General features: G+C 57.8%; 15 protein-coding genes. 5 read left to right on the plus strand and 10 right to left on the minus strand.

Translation table 11 applies throughout. The features are described 5' to 3' along the window. From pdxA to lptF, 5 genes are read right to left on the minus strand one after another with little or no spacing between them, the layout of a single operon-like run. Complete coding sequence (gene pdxA, locus BM352_RS11005) at positions 1–969, minus strand: 4-hydroxythreonine-4-phosphate dehydrogenase PdxA (RefSeq protein WP_090216708.1); 969 nt, start codon at positions 967–969, stop codon at positions 1–3. After that, on the minus strand, positions 966–2,219 hold the full coding sequence (locus BM352_RS11010) for a peptidylprolyl isomerase (RefSeq protein ID WP_090216709.1): 1,254 nt from the start codon (positions 2,217–2,219) through the stop codon (positions 966–968). Before BM352_RS11010 ends, pdxA begins: the two co-directional genes overlap by 4 nt. Before the next feature lie 21 nt (positions 2,220–2,240). Continuing rightward, a complete protein-coding gene (locus BM352_RS11015) occupies positions 2,241–4,397 on the minus strand; it encodes an LPS-assembly protein LptD (protein WP_090216713.1) in 2,157 nt (718 codons plus the stop codon). 1 nt (position 4,398) lies between these two features. Then, positions 4,399–5,496: an LPS export ABC transporter permease LptG gene (gene lptG, locus BM352_RS11020; RefSeq protein ID WP_090216715.1), complete on the minus strand. Its 1,098-nt coding sequence runs from the start codon at positions 5,494–5,496 to the stop codon at positions 4,399–4,401. Further along, the gene (gene lptF / locus BM352_RS11025) at positions 5,493–6,620 is read right to left on the minus strand and encodes an LPS export ABC transporter permease LptF (RefSeq protein ID WP_090216717.1); all 1,128 of its coding nucleotides are present in this window, start codon (positions 6,618–6,620) and stop codon (positions 5,493–5,495) included. Before lptF ends, lptG begins: the two co-directional genes overlap by 4 nt. Positions 6,621–6,743: 123 nt before the next feature. Here lptF and BM352_RS11030 point away from each other — a divergent pair, with 123 nt between their 5' ends. Beyond that, the gene (locus tag BM352_RS11030) at positions 6,744–8,216 is read left to right on the plus strand and encodes a leucyl aminopeptidase (protein WP_090216719.1); all 1,473 of its coding nucleotides are present in this window, start codon (positions 6,744–6,746) and stop codon (positions 8,214–8,216) included. Positions 8,217–8,218: 2 nt separating this feature from the next. After that, entirely contained in the window at positions 8,219–8,677 is a 459-nt protein-coding gene (locus BM352_RS11035) for a DNA polymerase III subunit chi (protein ID WP_090220168.1), read from the plus strand. A gap of 10 nt (positions 8,678–8,687) precedes the next feature. Here BM352_RS11035 and BM352_RS11040 read toward each other — a convergent pair whose 3' ends face one another. Genes BM352_RS11040 through abc-f form a run of 3 tightly spaced genes read right to left on the minus strand, consistent with a single transcriptional unit; the run spans position 8,688 to position 11,759 of the window. Further along, a complete protein-coding gene (locus BM352_RS11040) occupies positions 8,688–9,266 on the minus strand; it encodes a retropepsin-like aspartic protease family protein (RefSeq protein ID WP_090216721.1) in 579 nt (192 codons plus the stop codon). A 22-nt stretch (positions 9,267–9,288) separates the two neighbouring features. Continuing rightward, positions 9,289–9,915, minus strand: coding sequence for a MarC family protein (locus tag BM352_RS11045; RefSeq protein ID WP_090216723.1), 627 nt, complete (start codon positions 9,913–9,915; stop codon positions 9,289–9,291). Between the two features lie 2 nt (positions 9,916–9,917). Beyond that, positions 9,918–11,759: a ribosomal protection-like ABC-F family protein gene (abc-f, locus tag BM352_RS11050; protein ID WP_090216725.1), complete on the minus strand. Its 1,842-nt coding sequence runs from the start codon at positions 11,757–11,759 to the stop codon at positions 9,918–9,920. A gap of 107 nt (positions 11,760–11,866) precedes the next feature. Between abc-f and ndk the strand changes: the two genes are divergently transcribed. Next, positions 11,867–12,289 (plus strand): nucleoside-diphosphate kinase, encoded by a 423-nt coding sequence (gene ndk, locus BM352_RS11055; protein ID WP_089946822.1) that lies wholly within the window; start codon positions 11,867–11,869, stop codon positions 12,287–12,289. Positions 12,290–12,347: 58 nt separating this feature from the next. Here ndk and BM352_RS11060 read toward each other — a convergent pair whose 3' ends face one another. Together BM352_RS11060 and BM352_RS11065 are read right to left on the minus strand one after the other, a co-directional pair. Then, positions 12,348–13,565, minus strand: a complete 1,218-nt coding sequence (locus BM352_RS11060; RefSeq protein WP_090216727.1) for a methyltransferase domain-containing protein — start codon at positions 13,563–13,565, stop codon at positions 12,348–12,350. Positions 13,566–13,657: 92 nt separating this feature from the next. Further along, positions 13,658–13,987, minus strand: coding sequence for a TfoX/Sxy family protein (locus tag BM352_RS11065; RefSeq protein ID WP_090216729.1), 330 nt, complete (start codon positions 13,985–13,987; stop codon positions 13,658–13,660). 531 nt (positions 13,988–14,518) lie between these two features. Here BM352_RS11065 and BM352_RS11070 point away from each other — a divergent pair. Beyond that, positions 14,519–15,856: a tyrosine-type recombinase/integrase gene (locus BM352_RS11070; protein ID WP_245780976.1), complete on the plus strand. Its 1,338-nt coding sequence runs from the start codon at positions 14,519–14,521 to the stop codon at positions 15,854–15,856. A gap of 84 nt (positions 15,857–15,940) precedes the next feature. Further along, complete coding sequence (gene cas6 / locus BM352_RS11075; protein ID WP_139229821.1) at positions 15,941–16,843, plus strand: CRISPR system precrRNA processing endoribonuclease RAMP protein Cas6; 903 nt, start codon at positions 15,941–15,943, stop codon at positions 16,841–16,843. Positions 16,844–16,922 lie beyond the last annotated feature (79 nt).

A 16,922-nucleotide genomic window follows, 5' to 3' on the forward strand; every position in this document is an offset into this window, starting at 1 on the left:
TCAGTGGCCCCTCTTACCGGACATATCCCACGCCATCCGCAAGGCTGCGATGGTCGAGGTGGCGTCGGCCACGCCGGTTCCTGCTATATCAAAAGCGGTCCCGTGATCGGGGGAGGTTCGGATAAAGGGCAGACCAAGGGTAACGTTGACGCCCCCTGCAAAGTCGATTGTCTTGATCGGGATCAGCGCTTGGTCGTGATACATGCAGATTGCCGCGTCATAGTGCGCCCGCGCTTGTGCGTGGAACATCGTGTCGGCGCTCATCGGGCCAGACAGTTGCAGGCCGTCCTGTGAAAGCCGTTCGAGCAGGGGCGAAATCAGGGTGATTTCTTCATGTCCCATCGCCCCACCTTCGCCCGCATGGGGGTTCAGCCCAGCAACCGCAAGTCTAGGTGCATCGATGCCGAAATCACGCCTTAGCGCATCATGCGTAATGCGAATGGTGTTTTCCAGCAGCTCGGACGTCAGCGCATTTGGCACCTCGTCAATCGCTATATGTATGGTCACCGGAACAACGCGCAAATCGGGACATGCCAACATCATGACCACACGTTCGACCCCGGCAAGTGCTGCGAGGTATTCCGTATGACCGGGATAGGCGAATGCCGCGCCGTCTTTGAGTGCTTTCTTATGGATCGGTAGGGTGCAAAGCGCGCAGGCGTCGCCTTTGGTCACGAAGTCGACGCCGCGTGCGATCACGTCGATCACACCTTGCGCATTCCTTGGATCAGGTTGGCCCGGAGTGGCCGTCCCTGCAAAGTCATGATGAAGCAAGGGCAGGGCAGTCTCGTTGCCGGTGAAGTGGTCCAAAGCCCCTAACTCGGTCACGGGGCCGGTCACATGGCGGCGATCTGCCAACAGGACTATCGGCACCTCGTCGCGAAGAGCGTCGAACGCTTTATGGGCGATTTCAAGACCAACCCCCGCAGGTTCGCCGCAGCTCACCACAACGGGGGAAAGGGTGTTCATTGTTCGACGATGACAGCGTCGGCGCGCAGCTCTTCAAGGAAGCTGTCTGCATAAGAGGTGATGCGTTGGTTGAACAACTGTTCGCGCACGCGCGCGCGCAGGTCGATCTCCTCGCCGTTTTCGTCCAACGGCACGTCGACTGTGCGACCGCAGAGCATCAGGTAAACTAGGAACTGCCCGTTTTGACGAGTGAGCGCCGTTGACACCTCGTTGCTGTCCAGCTTGGCAAGTTCAAGCGCGATATCGCCGGGAACTTCCGCTGCAGGGAGAACGGTGCGTTCGAAATATTCAGGCGGCAGGGTCTTGGCTGGCGCGTAAAGGTCGTCGCAAGTGTCATATTTTTCCTCAAACGACTTGGCCTGTGCCAGCGTCTCAGTGGTCCGACCCCCTGGGAACAAGACAGTGGCATATTCCAGTGCTTGGGTTTCAGGCGTGCCAGCTTCGGTTTCCTCAAGGCTACGCAATTGGAAGATGCCGACGGCATTGCCAAGGCTCAGCGGTTCAGACACTTCACCGGGGCCAAGCGTCAGCACAGCGGCACGGATCTGCGGCGGGACATTGCCCAAAGGCAGCCATTCCAGTCGACCGCCGCTGCCACGGGTCGGAGAGGCGGAGTAGCGTCGGGCTGCTGCACTGAACGCGCCTTCGGTCTTGAGGGTTTCAGAAAGGCGCTGCGCCAAGGCTTGGTTGCGCTCTGCAACAGGCGGGGCGAGTGGCAGAATGATCTCGGCCAACAAAACACGCGCCCCACTGGTCGTGCCTTGCAGCGCAATTGCACGGTCAACTTCGGATTCCGTTACTTGGCTGCGCGGACCAAACCGTCCCTGCACCATCTCGCGCCATGCCAAACCGGCTGCCACGAAGTCCCGGAAGGTTTCTGCGGAAACGCCAGCTTGACCAATAGCTTTGATAAACTCGTCCGCGGTCAATTCTGCACGGCCCGCGAATTCTTCCATGCCGGCTTGGACTTGCTCATCGGTCAAAGTGATCCCGGCCCGCCGCGTTTCCATCAGGCGCAGACGGTCATCGATCAGGCCCTTTCGGGCTTCGGTCTTCGCGTTGCCTGGTGCGCGCAGCACGTTCAGGAACAACTCGCGCTGTTGCAGTTCGTAGTTGGTGATGACCAAGTCGTTAACTGTGATAGCGGTTCTAAAAAGCCCTTGCTGCTGCGCCTGTGCGGGGGACAGCAATGCCAAAGCCGCAAGGGTCAGGGCGAAAATTCGGGTCAGGAGTGCATATTTCGGCGTCATCTTGTCTGCTCTGCTCTGTTCTTATCCGTTGCACCGTCGGGCGAAGCTTGCTCCGCCGATCCCCCGCGCGCCGAAGCCCGCGAGTTGGACCGACAGGCTAAGATCCGTCGTTGGCGATACACTAGTCGAAGTCGTGAAGCGGCGCGAGACCGAAAGGTCCATTTTCGCGCATTCGTTTTGGTAGCTGATACCCAAGCCCGCTTCGGTGGTGCGGTCGTTGACGAAATCGTAGCGCAGCTCGCTCGACAAAGTCCAATGACGCGACACGCGGTAAGCTCCTTCGAAGGCCAGCTCTGACGTGTCGGTGGGGCGTCCCTCATTCGTGTCTGCCTCAAGCCACGCAAAAGTTGAGGCGAGTTGGAACTTGTCGGTCGTCCAGCCCATGCGCATCTCGTTTCGCGCGAAGGAGAACTCGTCATCGAAGATCGCACGGTTTACCAGATCGAACCGTTCCCCGACTTTAAGCTGCGCCGCCAAAAGCCAATCCGATTTCGATCCCGTCAGTCCGGTCGAGTTGGAGAACTGGTTGAGGTCGTCTTGCCGGATGATGCGACCAACCGTCAGGCCCAGCTTCCAGCCGGAATGGCTTTCACGGGTATAGGTCAGACCAAGATTGAGGCGATTGCCAAGCTCACGGTTATCCGCGCCGGGAGAGCGAGAAAACTCAAAGATATTAGCCTCGTCAAACTCGACCAGCAGGCTGTCCTCGTTGTCGACCTCGCCACTGACGCTGTTTTTTGACAAAACGAGCTGCACGACCGGTTCAAGCAGGTGGTTTGCTCGCGCACCCTGGCGCAGCATGGGCCAGCGCCATTCCAAAGCAGCGTAGGGCGTGACTTCGACTGTATCGTCAAAGGCCAAGGTCGCATCGGGGCGGGGCTGGCGAATCTTGTAGCCGTCTATGAACACGGCACCTTCTGCAGCCAAGATCATCCCGTTGCCGTAAACCCAATCCCTGCGCCATTCCGCCGAGGTTGTCACACGCACCACGTCGCGCGACAGCCCTGCATTTGTAACATCTGTGTCCGCGCGGCGATAATGGCCGTGCAATTCGGCAGATAGCGTCGCGACACCGCCCAACATGGAAGGAGTGAAGCGTTTCACGTAGCTCGCGTCGCCAACCAGAGTTGGTAGCGTGCGGTTATCGTCCCCATCGCGCAAGGATTTGTAATGGATCAACTCGGCGCTGACATATTCGTCGCGGCTTGCGCGGTCGACCGAGATGGCACTGTCGAGGATGTCTTTGTCCGAATAATCGTAGAGCAGTAGGTAGCCTGCGTCAGACGTCAACTCTATATCGAACTTGCCGGTGAACCCGCGACCCAAGGCAAATGTGCCATCAGCAAACAGGTAGCTGCGGGCATCGATATTGGCAACGTTGTCGTCTGTGAGCGCACCGTTCAATTCAATCTCGCCATTCACAAACTTTTGTCGGTAACGCGCTTCCAGCGTTTTCGCGCCTTTGGAGGTGAGCCATGGCGTCAATGTCAGGTCGGCATGTTCACCCAATGTGAAGAAGTAGGGCGTGCGCAGACCGACGCCCAAGTCACCGTTCGAACGCAGCTCCGGGATCAGAAACCCGTTCGCCCGTTTCACTGTGGGATCGGGCAGGCGCAGATAGGGCGTATAAAATACCGGCACGCCTAGAACGCGTAGCGTCGCCTCGTCAAAATAGATCTGGCGCTCTTTCGCATCATGCACCACCCGTTTGGATCGAATTTCCCACAGGGGCACCGGATCGCTCTCGCAGATGTAGCAGCTCGACGCGATGGTTTTGTAGAATTGCGTATAGCGGCCCTCGCTCCGGTTGATCTCTGCGGCGGCGAGCTGCAACTGACGTGCATAAACAACGCGGGCACTTTTCAGCACACCGTCCTGTAGATCACCCGACAGCTCTGCAAAATCTGCAACAATCAGCGTGTCGGAAGATTGCTCTGAAATATAGATCGGGCCAGTGACGACCAACCTGTCGGTCTCGCCGTTATAGGTGATGGATTGCGCGCGCAGCCGGGTTCCATTCTGTAGGATTTCCACATTGCCAGAGGCGCTCAACACCTGTGTGCCGCTGGAAAAGGCAACGCTGTCGGCCACAAGGCTTGCGGTATCGGCCGCTTGCTGCGCGAAACCGGGCGCGGCAGCGGTCGCAGCCATCAGTAATCCAAACAAGGCCGCGCGCATGTCAGCCGTCCTCCGTATGCAACAATAGGCCCAGTGACAGGAAGATGCCTGCCAAAGGAGGGGCCCATGCAGCAACCAGTATCGGAATTTGACCGTTCTGGCCAAGCACCTGAGCGAAGTTCCGCAAGAAGAAGATGCCAAAGCCCATCAAAACCGCGAACAGCACCATGAGGCCGGTCCGTCCAAAACGCGTGTGGCGCATGGTGAAGCCCGCGCCAATCAACACCATTGCGGCCAACAATACTGGATTTGCCAGCTCCATGTTCAGCCACACCCTATGTTGCAGGGCAGAAAAGCCCGCGCGATCCAACTGTCGGATGAACTTGGGCAACTCCCAGATCGGAATGGAGGACGGGTTCCCAAAGCTGTCCCGAATCTGGTCGCTGGTCAGATCAGATGGCACATTCAGCTTGGGATGCAGGACGGCTCCGGTTTCAGCATTCTCAAGTTCGGCGAACGTCCAACGCTTGGCCTTCGACAAGACCCATGTTCCGGGTTCCAAAAGGGCTTCGGCGGCTTCGATCCTGTAGGTGATAGCGCCAGCATTGCTAAAGCCGTAGAAGGTCACCCCGAAAAAGCGCGTTCCATCCAGATTGGAGCGTTCGGCGCGGATCACGACTTGCCCCCCCGCACTGGCCTGACGCAGCCAAAGCCCTTCCTCGGAAACAGAACTGATGGACGCGCCGGTATTCGCATAGCGTCCTGAGACGACTTCGAACTGCTTCGAAGTAGCGGCAACAATCGGGTTCAGCACCGCGACCCCAAGTGCGCCGAACACCAGCGCGGTGAGCACAGGGGCCACGAGCGACCGCAAGGCTGATCTGCCCGACGCGCGGGTGACGACCATCTCCGACGTCCGAGCGAGCCCGAGAAAAAGTGTGATCGTCGCCAGCACCACCAACAATGGCAACATTCGATACATTGTCGCGGGCGCGTTGAGCAGCGCCAATTGCCCAGCCTCCACGACGCCGACTTGAGCGTTGTCAAAGCGGCGCATTTGTTCGACCAGATCGATGAGCAGGACGATGCCGAAGAACACGCCGAATACCAGCGTAAAGGACCAGACAAAGCGGCGCGCAAAATAAAGATCTAGCCTCATGCCGGAACCCCTTTGGGCGTACGGCCCCGTCTGCGTCGCAGTGAGGTGGAATAGATCAGCCCTGCCGCGATTGCTCCGCCGAACGCTGGTCCGGCATAAGCCAACCAAAAGAGGGCCGCATCCTTACGGGCCGTGTCTTCGGCGACGTTGGAGACCAGTTGGACCAAGATGATCAGCACAACCGCTATCACGACCTGCCTCCAGACGCCGAAGCGCGAAAAGCCGCCTAGCATCAATGCGGCGAACCCCATCAGCGGCACCACTATGGCCAGCAGAGATTTGGCGAAGCGATCATGTGCTTCAAACAGAAAGTCGGGCAGGTCGCCATAAGCCGACGCCAAATCGCCTTCTGACGGGTTCAGCAACACAGGTGTGGAAAATTCGCGAAGGTCACGCGCACGTGCACCGCCGGAGTTGATCAATGCGCCGATATTGTAGGCGAAATCCTCAAACGCCACTGTCGACAACCGGCCGGTTTCCGGCCGAAAGGTTTGAGCAAGCCCGTCGCGCATCACCAGACGTGGGCCATCGTCGCCGTTCACAAGAAAGGCCTGTTTGGCCGTGTAAGTCACAACCGCAGCGCGATCACGGCTGTCTTCAAGGAACAACTCTTCCAGTTCTCCAAGATCGGTGATGTTGCGGATATAGACGGCAATTTCTGAGGTCGGGTGCAGGAACTGCCCCTCTTTGAGAAACTGCGCGGTGATATCGCGCGAGATTTCTTGGCTGCGGGACGCCAGTTCGGTGCGGGCGGCAGGCACCAAAACATGCGCCAGAACGGCCACAAGAATGGCGACCAAGACCCCGAAATAAATCACAGGCCGCCCGATGCGCAGGGACGACGCCCCAGCTGTTTGAAGCACAACCATTTCTGAATCAGAGCTCAGCCGATTGGTCACATAGACCGCCGCCACGAAGGCAGAAATCGGCAGAACAATCAAAATGACGTAAGGCAGGGTGAGAAGTGTGAATTCCATGAAGACCAGTGCGGATTGCCCGTCGCTGATCAACTGGTCAAATAGGCCGATCGCGCGGTTCACCCAGTAGACCGACACCAGCACAAGGGAAAAGAAGCCGAACAGCACCAACAATTGCGACAGCATATATCTGTCGAATCGTGCCAAGCGCTGTCCTCCTTAGTTGTTGCCCCGTTTTCTAGCGCAAAATCTGGGGGTGGAACAGGGGGTTCTGGTCATTGCCTTTCTCCCGCGCTAGCTATGGGGAAACCCTCCAACATAGGCAGACTCATGACCGCTCTGATCCCAGTAGACTTCGCCGCCACCGACATCGACGCCATCAAGGATATGGAGGGTCGTCTGGCCATTTTCGTCCCCCCTGCAGGGACGCTCGACACGACGGCGAAAAGGGTCAACCGCCTGACACGTGGTTCGGTCGCGCGGGCCGTTTCGAGCCCCGCCTTTGAAAAGCTCAAGGACGGGGAGGCCATGGTGCTGTCCTATCCTGTGAACATCCCAGCAGAAGCGGTGATCATTGTGAAACTTGCCCGCCGCCCATCTGTTGGTGAAGCCCGAAAGGCGGGGGCCACATTGGCCAAGCAGGCGGGAACCTCCAAAGTGACCGCGCTGTGCGGAAACCTGCGTCGTGCGCACGAGTTAGCCTACGGAGTGCTTCTGCGTGCCTACGATTATATCGACCAGAAAACGGCTGAGAATACGCCCCATGAAGGCCTGACCGTCATGGTGAATTCGCCCGAAGAAATGAAGACCGCTTTCGAGGGATTGGACGCGTTGGCTGAAGGCGTGTTCTTCACGCGTGATCTGGTGAACATGCCCGCCAATGTGCTGACGACGACCGAGTTCGCTAAACAACTTTCGGACCTCAAAAAACTGGGCATGAAGGTCGAAGTGCTTGAGGAAAAAGACCTTGAGAAACTCGGCATGGGATCGCTTCTGTGTGTCGGTCAAGGGTCAGATAGCCCGTCCAAAGTCGTTGTCATGGAATGGGAAGGTGGCAAGAAGGGCGACCAGCCATTCGCGTTTGTGGGCAAAGGCGTGGTGTTCGACACGGGCGGCATTTCGCTGAAACCTGCCGCAGGCATGGAAGACATGACCATGGATATGGGCGGCGCAGGTGTCGTTGCTGGCGTCATGAAAGCGCTGGCGATGCGCAAGGCCAAGGCGAATGTCGTCGGTCTGGTTGGTTTGGTGGAAAACATGCCGTCCGGCAACGCCGTTCGCCCGGGGGATGTCGTGACATCCATGAAGGGCGACACCATTGAAGTCATAAACACAGACGCCGAAGGCCGTCTGGTTCTGGCCGACGTGCTTTGGTATGCGCAAGAACGTTTCGCGCCACTGGGCATGATCAACCTCGCCACCCTCACGGGGGCGATCATCATCGGCTTGGGGCATGAAAATGCGGGCGTCTTTTCCAACAACGACGCGCTGGCCAATGCGTTCCTGAAAGCTGCCAATGTCGAGGAAGAGGGCGCTTGGCGTATGCCGATGGGCAAGGCTTATGACGACCAATTGAAATCACGCATTGCCGATATGAAGAACGTAGGCGGACGCCCTGCAGGTTCCATCACGGCCGCGCAATTCCTGCAACGGTTCGTGAAGCCGGAAACGCCATGGATTCACCTCGATATTGCTGGCGTGGCCTCCTTGAAGACCGACTCCGACTTTGCGCCCAAAGGTGCAACCGGTTGGGGCGTTCGGGCGCTTAACCGATTGATCATGGATAATTTCGAATGCGAATGAAAATGGGCGCGGCCTTTTTCTATCACATGACAACGCAGCCTGTGGATGTGACCTTGCCCATGTTGTTGGGCAAGGCGCGCGGGGCCGGTTGGCGTGTCGTGGTGCGAGGCCGCGACACCGCGCGGCTGGATCATCTTGACGTAAGGCTCTGGGACGCTGACGGGTTTTTGGCGCATGGGCGCTCTGGCGGGGCACATGATGCCGACCAGCCCATCCTGCTGACGGATGCAGGTGATGTTCCGAACGGTGCGACCTGTTTGGTCAGCTTAGACGGGGCAGAGGTTTTGCCGGATGAAGTCACCGGATCAGAACGCACGATGATCCTGTTTGACGGCGGGGACGGCGATGCGGTCATGCGCGCGCGCGAACAGTGGAAGGCCCTCACCGCGGCGGGGTGTCCGGCGCAATACTGGTCGCAAGAAGGCGGTCGTTGGGAGAAGAAGGCCGAGCATCCGGCATAAGTCGCGCGGGTTAACGCTCCAGAACCAGCTTGCCTCGTTGGATTTCGATACGGTTGAACCGCTCCAGGTAATCCATGCCCAGCAGGGAGTTCGCCAATTCGCCCTCGTTCACATAGGCTCGCACACGACCTTCCTGAAATTTGCCAAGTCGGACGTTCTCCAAGGTCACGCGGGCAGTCCTGACTTCCCCGTTTGCAGTAGATGCTCGGCCTCCGTAGATCAGTGTATCCGTGTCGATCCCGACCTGCGCCGCATCTTCCTGTGACAGCACAACACCGCTGGCACCGGTGTCGACGACAAATTCAATCGGAACCTCCCCGACATGGAGTGTCAGGTGGTAGTGCCCGTCAGTTCGAACAGGGACTTCGATGCGACCGCCCTCAAAAGTGCTTTGCTGGGGCAGGACTGTTTGGGACACGTCGGACCATAAGCCATAAGCGACGATCACGCCGATGAAGATAAAACCCCAAAGTGCTGCCTGTCGTGCCGCTTCGCCCATTCGGGCGCGGTTCGAAATCAGGAAATACCCCGCGATCACGGAGCCAAGCAGCACAAGGTAGATGAGGCGGGCGGTGTCTTCGCTATCCATAGTGACCTATATAGGGCGCGGATCAGCCCGCTGCCACCACACCGAATTCGCGCAACCCATCCAGCACGAATTGCACGGACAATGCAGCCAATAGCATCCCCAGCAAACGCGTGACGACTTTAATGCCCGTGGCACCAAGCGCGCGCTCCATCAGGCCGGACATCAAGAACAAAGAAAAAACGACGGCAATCACTGCAAGCATGACGCCATGCACAGCCAAGACATATGGCCAATCGGCACCGGGCGTGCCGGTCAACAGGATCATCGTGGCCATGGACCCCGGACCGGCGATAAGTGGCGTGGCCAGCGGGAAGATCGAAGGATCTTCGTCGGGTAGCCCTTCGGCTTGGTCCTCGCGCCGTTGGGTGCGCCGCTCGAACAACATGTCGAGCGCGGTCACAAACAGCAGCACGCCTCCCGAGATGCGGAACGCGGCCATAGAGATGCCAACGAAATCAAGCAGTGCTTCACCCGCAAGCCCGAACAGCGTCAAAACACCAATGGCAGTCAGGCAAGACCGGATTGCGATACGAAGCCTGTGCCGAAAGTCCATGCCAGTCGTCAGCGCCACGAACAGGGGCGCGAGGCCGATCGGGTCGATCACCACGAACAGGGTGACAAAGGCGGTGATGGCGAGGTGAAGTTCCATCCCTAGGCTTCCGCTTTTTCCAGCTTGGCCTGCGCTTTGAGCCACATGCTTTCGGCGCGATCCATGGCATCCATCACTTCGGAGTATTTCTTCTGCCAAACCAACCGCTTATCGGCCATATGATCTTCGTAGACCTTCGGGTCGCCTAAACGTTTCGCCAGTTCGTTTTGCATCTCCGACAGCTTCTCGACGCGCGCTTCGCATTTGCGAACTTCGGCGCGCAGTTCCAGAATGTCATCGCGGGAGGCACGTTTGGGCTTTGGTTTATCCTTCTCGGCCTTCTCTGGCGGGGTCAGCAGCAGCTTACGGTAGCTTGGAAGGTCGCCCTCATACGGGTTCACGCGGCCATCCTTGACCAGCCACAGACGATCCGCCACCAGCGACAGCAAGTGCATGTCGTGAGACACCAGAATGACCGCGCCCGAGTAGGCGGTCAGCGCTTGCACCAAGGCCTCGCGGCTTTCGATATCAAGGTGGTTCGTCGGCTCGTCGAGGATCAACAGATGCGGGGCGGGCAGGGTGGCGAGCAGCAAGGACAGGCGTGCCTTCTGGCCACCTGAAAGTCGACCTACTTCGGTATCCGCCTGATCAGGGCCAAGCCCGAAGCTGGCCAAACGTGCCCGCAGTCTGGATTGGCCTTCGTTGGGCCGCTCCTTCAGCAAATGTTCAAGCGGGGTCTGGTCGATGTGAAGCTCGTCCACCTGATGCTGGGCAAAGAAGCCGATGCGCAGCTTATTCGACGTGGTCATACGTCCGCCCATCACATCAAGACGACCTGATAACATTTTGGAAAGGGTGGATTTTCCTTCGCCATTGCGGCCGAGCAACGCGATGCGATCGTCTTGGTCGATGCGCAGGTTCAGGTGGCTCAGGATCGCTTTGTCATCATAGCCGACCGAGACGCTTTCGGTGCTGATAATCGGCGGGGACAGCTCTTCAGGTTCGGGAAACGTAAATACCACGCGCGCTGCGTCTTCTGGCGCAGTGATGGTTTCCATCTTTTCCAGCATTTTGACGCGGGATTGGGCCTGCTTGGCCTTCGACGCCTTGGCCTTGAACCGGTCTACGAAGGATTGCAGGTGCGCACGTTGCAGTTCCTGCTTCTTCGCGGCGGCAGCCTGCACCGCGCGGCGCGCAATCCGTTGTCGTGCAAATTGGTCATAGTTGCCGGAATAGAAGGTCAGTTGCTTGTCTTCGAGATGCAGGATGCCGTTTACAGACCGGTTCAGCAACTCGCGGTCGTGCGAGATGATGATGACTGTATGCGGATAGCGGGTCAGGTAATGCTCCAGCCAAAGCGCGCCTTCGAGGTCAAGATAGTTGGTCGGCTCGTCGAGCAAAAGCAAGTCAGGCTCGGAGAACAAGACAGCCGCGAGGGCCACTCGCATACGCCAGCCGCCGGAGAAGTCGGCGCAGGGGCGGTGCGTCTCCGCAGGTGTGAAGCCAAGTCCCACAAGGATTGACGAGGCACGGGCCTCTGCCGACCATGCATCGATATCCACCAATCGGGTCTGGATTTCTGCAATGCGGTTCGGATCTGTGGCGGTTTCGGCTTCGGCCATCAGGTTGGCACGCTCCGTGTCGGCAGCCAGCACAGTGTTCAAAAGGGACACGTCGTTTGACGGAACTTCCTGCGCAATGCCACCGATGCGGGCGCGGTCGGGCATCGTGATGGTGCCGCCTTCCAGCACCAACTCACCTTTGATGAGCCGGAACAGCGTGGTTTTACCCGTGCCGTTTCGACCAACAAGGCCGACCTTGTGTCCAGTTGGAATAGTGGCAGAAGTCCCTTCAAGCAGGGTTCGGCCTTCGACGGAGAAGCGTAGATCATTGAGACGTAACATGCCCTGCGTGTCGCCTATGCGAGCAGGGGTGTCAATTGGGCGCTTTTCATGTCCCCAACGTCATGCTAGGTGCGCCCCAAATTCACTCTTGTATAAGGACGAGCACCATGGCGATCCAACGCACTTTCTCGATCATCAAACCAGATGCCACCAAACGGAACCTGACCGGCAAAATCGCCGCCAAGTTCGAAGAGGCCGGCTTGCGTATTGTGGCTTCCAAGCGCATCCAACTGACACTGGCTCAAGCGCAACAATTCTACGGTGTGCACTCCGAGCGCCCGTTCTTCGGCGAGTTGTGCGAGTTCATGATCTCTGAGCCGATCGTTGTTCAGGTTCTGGAAGGCGAAGACGCCATCGCGAAAAACCGCGAAGTTATGGGTGCAACCAACCCGGCAGACGCCGCTGAAGGCACGATCCGTAAGGAATTCGCTCTGTCCATCGGCGAAAACTCTGTCCACGGGTCCGACGCTCCAGAGACTGCTGCTGAAGAAATCGCGTTCTTCTTCTCCGGCCTCGAACTGGTCGGCTAAGCTACCTTATTTTGTAAAGAAAGCCCGCGTCGGAAGCATCCGGCGCGGGCTTTTTCGATTAGAAGGCCAGCATAGGCTTTTGCGCGGCAAAGGCGAGGCCTTTCACTTCAGTGCCGAACTCATATCGTAGAGTGCGATGAAGCATTTGTTTCGGGCGCCCCATGCCCGCAGCCGTCAATGCAGATGTGACATGGTCTTCGCTATGCTTGTAGCGACCGGATGCGCCTAGCTTGAAGCCGGGCGAGGGGAGCGCTTCGCCATTCTCGACCGTCAGCAGGAGCCAGCCTCCGGGGGCGACCCTTTGCCCCAAAGACGCGAGCACTGGTGCCAGATTGCCAAAATAGATAAGCACATCCGCCGCCACAACCAGATCAAACGGGCCGGCTGGAACCGTTGCCGGTTGGTTAAGGTCGCTGCGGGTCAGGCCATCATATATTTTCTTGGCTTTCGCTTTCTCCAGCATGGCGGCGGAAATATCTACACCATGCAAGGATTTAGAATACGGACGAAGCAGTTTGGCGCAAAGGCCCGTGCCGCATCCAGCATCCAGCACGTTGAGGTGTTTAGACTTTTTGAGCGGCGATGCTGCGAGCATCTCGCGTACAATCTCGGGAACCCGGTAGCCAATGTCGGCCAGCACTTGATCGTAGTCGCCAGCGAACTTGTTGAAAATCGTTTCGGCCATGTCGGATTGCGATGATCCAGCGGGAAGGGTGCCCAGAATGCCAGCCTTGACGAAGTCGAACTCCGCAAGGTTGTCTTGATGGTGCGGCCGAGCCAGATCCAGCAAAGCTTCTGCATGAGGTATGTGGTCGCGCTGCCCGAATATCTTGGCCACCGCAAGCAATAGCCCCCCTTGGTCCGTGCGTCGATCAACGGCCTTCAGCATCGCGGCATAGGCTTCATCCGGTTGGTTGGCCTCAAGGAGTATTTTCAGCACCAAAAGGATCGGCCCGTCCTCGGTCGGGTTCAAGGCGTGGGCCAATTGCGCCGCAGGTAAGGCCTCGGCGTGGTTCAACAAAAGATACGCCTGCGCGCGGTCGAAGGCTTGCTCGGCGCTAACGGGAGGGGGGGCTAACTCGGCGCTAAGGCTGGCCTCTTCTTCGGGTCGAGGGGTTCCGAGATTGCGGTGAAGTTGAACGAAAGCAGCGCGTGCGGCCCATGATTTGGGCGGCGGAAGTTTGCGCATGAGCTTTTTGGCTTTGTCAGCCGCCCCACTTGCGTAATGGCGGGATGCGTCGCGCAAAATACCTTCGCTGGGATCGTTCTGGGACATTAAAAAAACCAATCAAAACCAAATACCAGACTAGTAAACACGTTCTGGTTTCAAAAGTCCGCATTTAGTTGCGAGACGGATTGACCCGGCTCCTACCGACGCCGCCCAGTGCCAATTAGGTTTAGTGCATCTTCGAATGCTGTCGTGTCACTGGATTGGTGTTGGTCTTTGATCATATCGAATTTAACGCGCAAGGCCGCCTTCTCGGGGCCTTTGCAATCATTCCACGGGCGACCTTGCAGAGCCATGACCAGTGCATAATATCCAATGAAATGAGGGCGATCGCCATTCTGTAGCAATTTGGCATACGCGGCGTCTGCACCTATAGCACGAAGGGCGTCAGCGGAATGGATGCCGACACGTGCCAGACTAGCCTCGTAGGCGGGGCCAAGATTGCGGATTGAGGACACGGGGTCTGTCATTCCACATGGATACAAGTCTCACGCCAAAGGCGAAAGCGGGATTAGAGGCTCGCCCAATCCGAGAACCCCGTCGGGGGCGTAGGCCGCGGAGATTTCGTGTCCTGCGGCTGCGGGCGCGGAGTAGGGGCTGGTGCTTCATAGGCCATTTCTTGACCTCCTGAGTTGTTTCGTTTGCTCGATAGAGGTTCAGGCCACCACCGAAATGGGGCGCGCAGGCGTCAGGAATAAGGCGGAAATGTGGCGGGGATTCAGGGCAACAGAGTGAAATCGATATAAGCCAAAGGGTGAGTGAACCACTACTAAATATAGATATTTCTGAAACGCGGTGACCTTGCTTTGCGCAAGGCCGAAAACTTTTCCCCGCTCCTGAAACCGACCTGAAGGGGCGGATCGCTCGGGGGAAACTTGAAAAATCGAATACCAATCGTCAAGGGGCTTCGCCTTGAAGCAAGTTTGCCAATTATCTGCCGACTAGGGTGAATTGGCTCCGGCGGTAGGGATCGAACCTACGACCAATTGATTAACAGTCTTATGACCCATAGCTCGTTGAATTTCGATGAGATTCGATACTTCGCGATTTATAACAATAAAATCAAAATTTTTGGAATGTCGGCCTACTTCAGCGTGCTACCAAACTCTTCCCAATTCGCGTATTCTGGCTTACCTTATGCTTACCCGATATCCCAAGCGGAATGTGTGATGCCCCAGTTGAAGCTGTCAAAATCAATCGTGGACCACCTCGCGGCAGAGAAGGCAGATGTCGTATTTTGGGATGACTCACTTCCCGGTTTCGGCGTGCGCGTAAAGCCGACTGGAATCAAAACTTACATTATCCAGTATCGCAATCGTACCTCGGGTCGCTCGCGACGAAAGACAATAGGACGCCACGGGCCACTCCTAGGGTTTCAAGCGGCACGTACGATTGCTAGGGGTTACCTCGCCGACGTGATGCGTGGTGGCGACCCGGTAGCCGAAGCACATATTACTCGGGCAGCACCGACGATCCGCGATCTTGCTGAGGACTATCTATCGAAACATGCTGTGCCAAAAAAACGACCGAATAGCGTAAAGAATGACCGGGTCATGCTGGATAGATTTATTCTACCTAGTTTGGTCAAATACAAAGTCTGCGAAGTACGGCATCAGGACGTGCAAGTATTGCACAACTCCATGTGCGAAACTCCATATCAGGCAAATAGAACGCTGTCGCTGTTGTCCAAGATGTTCGAGTTGTCGGTTCGTTGGGGCTGGCGGCCTGACAATCCGGCTCGTGGAGTGGAGAAGTACTACGAAGACAAAAGGCACCGGTGGCTTTCCGATGCAGAACTAATAAGACTCACTGACGCGCTGGATCAGCATCCAAACCAACTGGCGGCAAATGCTATCCGTTTGCAATTGCTGACCGGTGCGCGGATTGGCGAAATCCTGACTGCGAAATGGGCGGATTTTGATTTCGATCGGGATGTGTGGATCAAACCGTCGCACCACACCAAGCAGAAACGCACCGAGTATCTGCCCCTGTCTTCGGCGGCGATTGAACTGCTCCGGATCCAGCGACCATTGTCTTCGTCAGAATACTTGTTTCCGGGGCGGGATCCTGAGAAGCCATTGCAGAGCCTGCGGCGGGTTTGGAAACAGATATGCTCTATGGCCCGACTGTCCGACTACCGCCTACATGACAATCGCCACACCCATGCGTCCCACCTAGTATCGAGTGGGCTGAGTTTGCCCATCGTGGGGCGCCTGTTGGGGCACACAAACCCATCCACAACCCAACGATATGCGCATCTCGCGGACGATCCGCTGCGCCAAGCGGCAGAGATGTTTGCGGGCAAGATGACTGGTAGCGGCAAGGCGCAACCGGATTGACTGGACATTGCCGAAGTATGGAAACATCTTTCGTGTGGATTCCTCGATTTGAAATGACTTCCCTTGCGCACTTTAACCTATCCCTTGCAGACAAAGCCTACAGGACCGGAGCCTGTCGTGTGCCTGGATGCACTGTTCGACATTTGGCGCGCTTTGGAAATCCGAGTGCTATGCGACGGGCATGGGCAGGTTGCCCGCTACACCGAGATCCCGCAAAAGATTCGCGGCGCGATGGGACATGCGTTGCGGGCTGGCGCGTCCGATCAGGCGGTCGCCGGGCAACAGTGTCCGTTTCAACCGCCCTGCACCTACGATCTGTTTCACAATGCGCGCGCCAGTGTGACTGGGGGGCTAGAAATGCCCAAACCTTTCGTTATTCAGACCGACCCAGCTGGCGAGGACCTTCTGGTCACGTTACGGCTGTTTGGAGAGGCCTGTGATCGGGCGCATGAATTCGGGGCGGGGCTGGTGGCCGGATTGCGAGCCGGGCTGGAAGCGGGGGGAGGCAGACGGTTGCGACCTCGGGTTCTGGCGATGGAACAGGTGGCGCTGCCGGTGCCGGTCCGGCGGCCGATGAATACGCCCGTAGTTCTGAACTTTCTGACGCCGGTGATGCAGAGCCGCGCTAAGAAGCCGATCTTTGATCCGGTGTCGCTGCTAACTGGGCTGGGCAACCGGATAACCGGAATGGCGCGCTGGCATGGGGTGGTGCTGGAACTGGACGCGGCGGAACTGAAGGCCGATGCAGCGCGGATCGGAGGGCTGGCGCAGCATGAGGGGCAAGATGATCACTGGCATCGCGGCGGGCGGTTCAGCGCGGCGAAGGTGCCGCGAAAGCAGACCGGGCGTTGCGGGTGGTTGCGATATCCGGCGCCTGGGGATCTGATCGGGAGGCTCTTGCAGCTGGGGGTGCAGACTCATATCGGGGCGAAATGCGCGGCGGGGCCGGGGCGCTACATGCTGGGATTAGAGGCTGATCCGGGCTGACTTACAGCTCCGAAAACGGGTGCCCCCATGGAGGTCGGGGGCAAGTTGCTGATATTAGGGCGCAAAATGAAATAAGCAG

This window comes from Litoreibacter janthinus (assembly GCF_900111945.1).
GTDB lineage: Bacteria > Pseudomonadota > Alphaproteobacteria > Rhodobacterales > Rhodobacteraceae > Litoreibacter > Litoreibacter janthinus.

What these genes read in the sequence shown, in the direction of transcription:
- pdxA (WP_090216708.1), bottom strand. Translation starts at nt 969, where the DNA reads ATGAACACCCTTTCCCCCGTTGTGGTGAGCTGCGGCGAACCTGCGGGG.
- BM352_RS11010 (WP_090216709.1), bottom strand. Translation starts at nt 2,219, where the DNA reads ATGACGCCGAAATATGCACTCCTGACCCGAATTTTCGCCCTGACCCTT.
- BM352_RS11015 (WP_090216713.1), bottom strand. Translation starts at nt 4,397, where the DNA reads ATGCGCGCGGCCTTGTTTGGATTACTGATGGCTGCGACCGCTGCCGCG.
- lptG (WP_090216715.1), bottom strand. Translation starts at nt 5,496, where the DNA reads ATGAGGCTAGATCTTTATTTTGCGCGCCGCTTTGTCTGGTCCTTTACG.
- BM352_RS11030 (WP_090216719.1), top strand. Translation starts at nt 6,744, where the DNA reads ATGACCGCTCTGATCCCAGTAGACTTCGCCGCCACCGACATCGACGCC.
- BM352_RS11035 (WP_090220168.1), top strand. Translation starts at nt 8,219, where the DNA reads ATGGGCGCGGCCTTTTTCTATCACATGACAACGCAGCCTGTGGATGTG.
- BM352_RS11040 (WP_090216721.1), bottom strand. Translation starts at nt 9,266, where the DNA reads ATGGATAGCGAAGACACCGCCCGCCTCATCTACCTTGTGCTGCTTGGC.
- BM352_RS11045 (WP_090216723.1), bottom strand. Translation starts at nt 9,915, where the DNA reads ATGGAACTTCACCTCGCCATCACCGCCTTTGTCACCCTGTTCGTGGTG.
- abc-f (WP_090216725.1), bottom strand. Translation starts at nt 11,759, where the DNA reads ATGTTACGTCTCAATGATCTACGCTTCTCCGTCGAAGGCCGAACCCTG.
- ndk (WP_089946822.1), top strand. Translation starts at nt 11,867, where the DNA reads ATGGCGATCCAACGCACTTTCTCGATCATCAAACCAGATGCCACCAAA.
- BM352_RS11060 (WP_090216727.1), bottom strand. Translation starts at nt 13,565, where the DNA reads ATGTCCCAGAACGATCCCAGCGAAGGTATTTTGCGCGACGCATCCCGC.
- BM352_RS11065 (WP_090216729.1), bottom strand. Translation starts at nt 13,987, where the DNA reads ATGACAGACCCCGTGTCCTCAATCCGCAATCTTGGCCCCGCCTACGAG.
- BM352_RS11070 (WP_245780976.1), top strand. Translation starts at nt 14,519, where the DNA reads ATGACCCATAGCTCGTTGAATTTCGATGAGATTCGATACTTCGCGATT.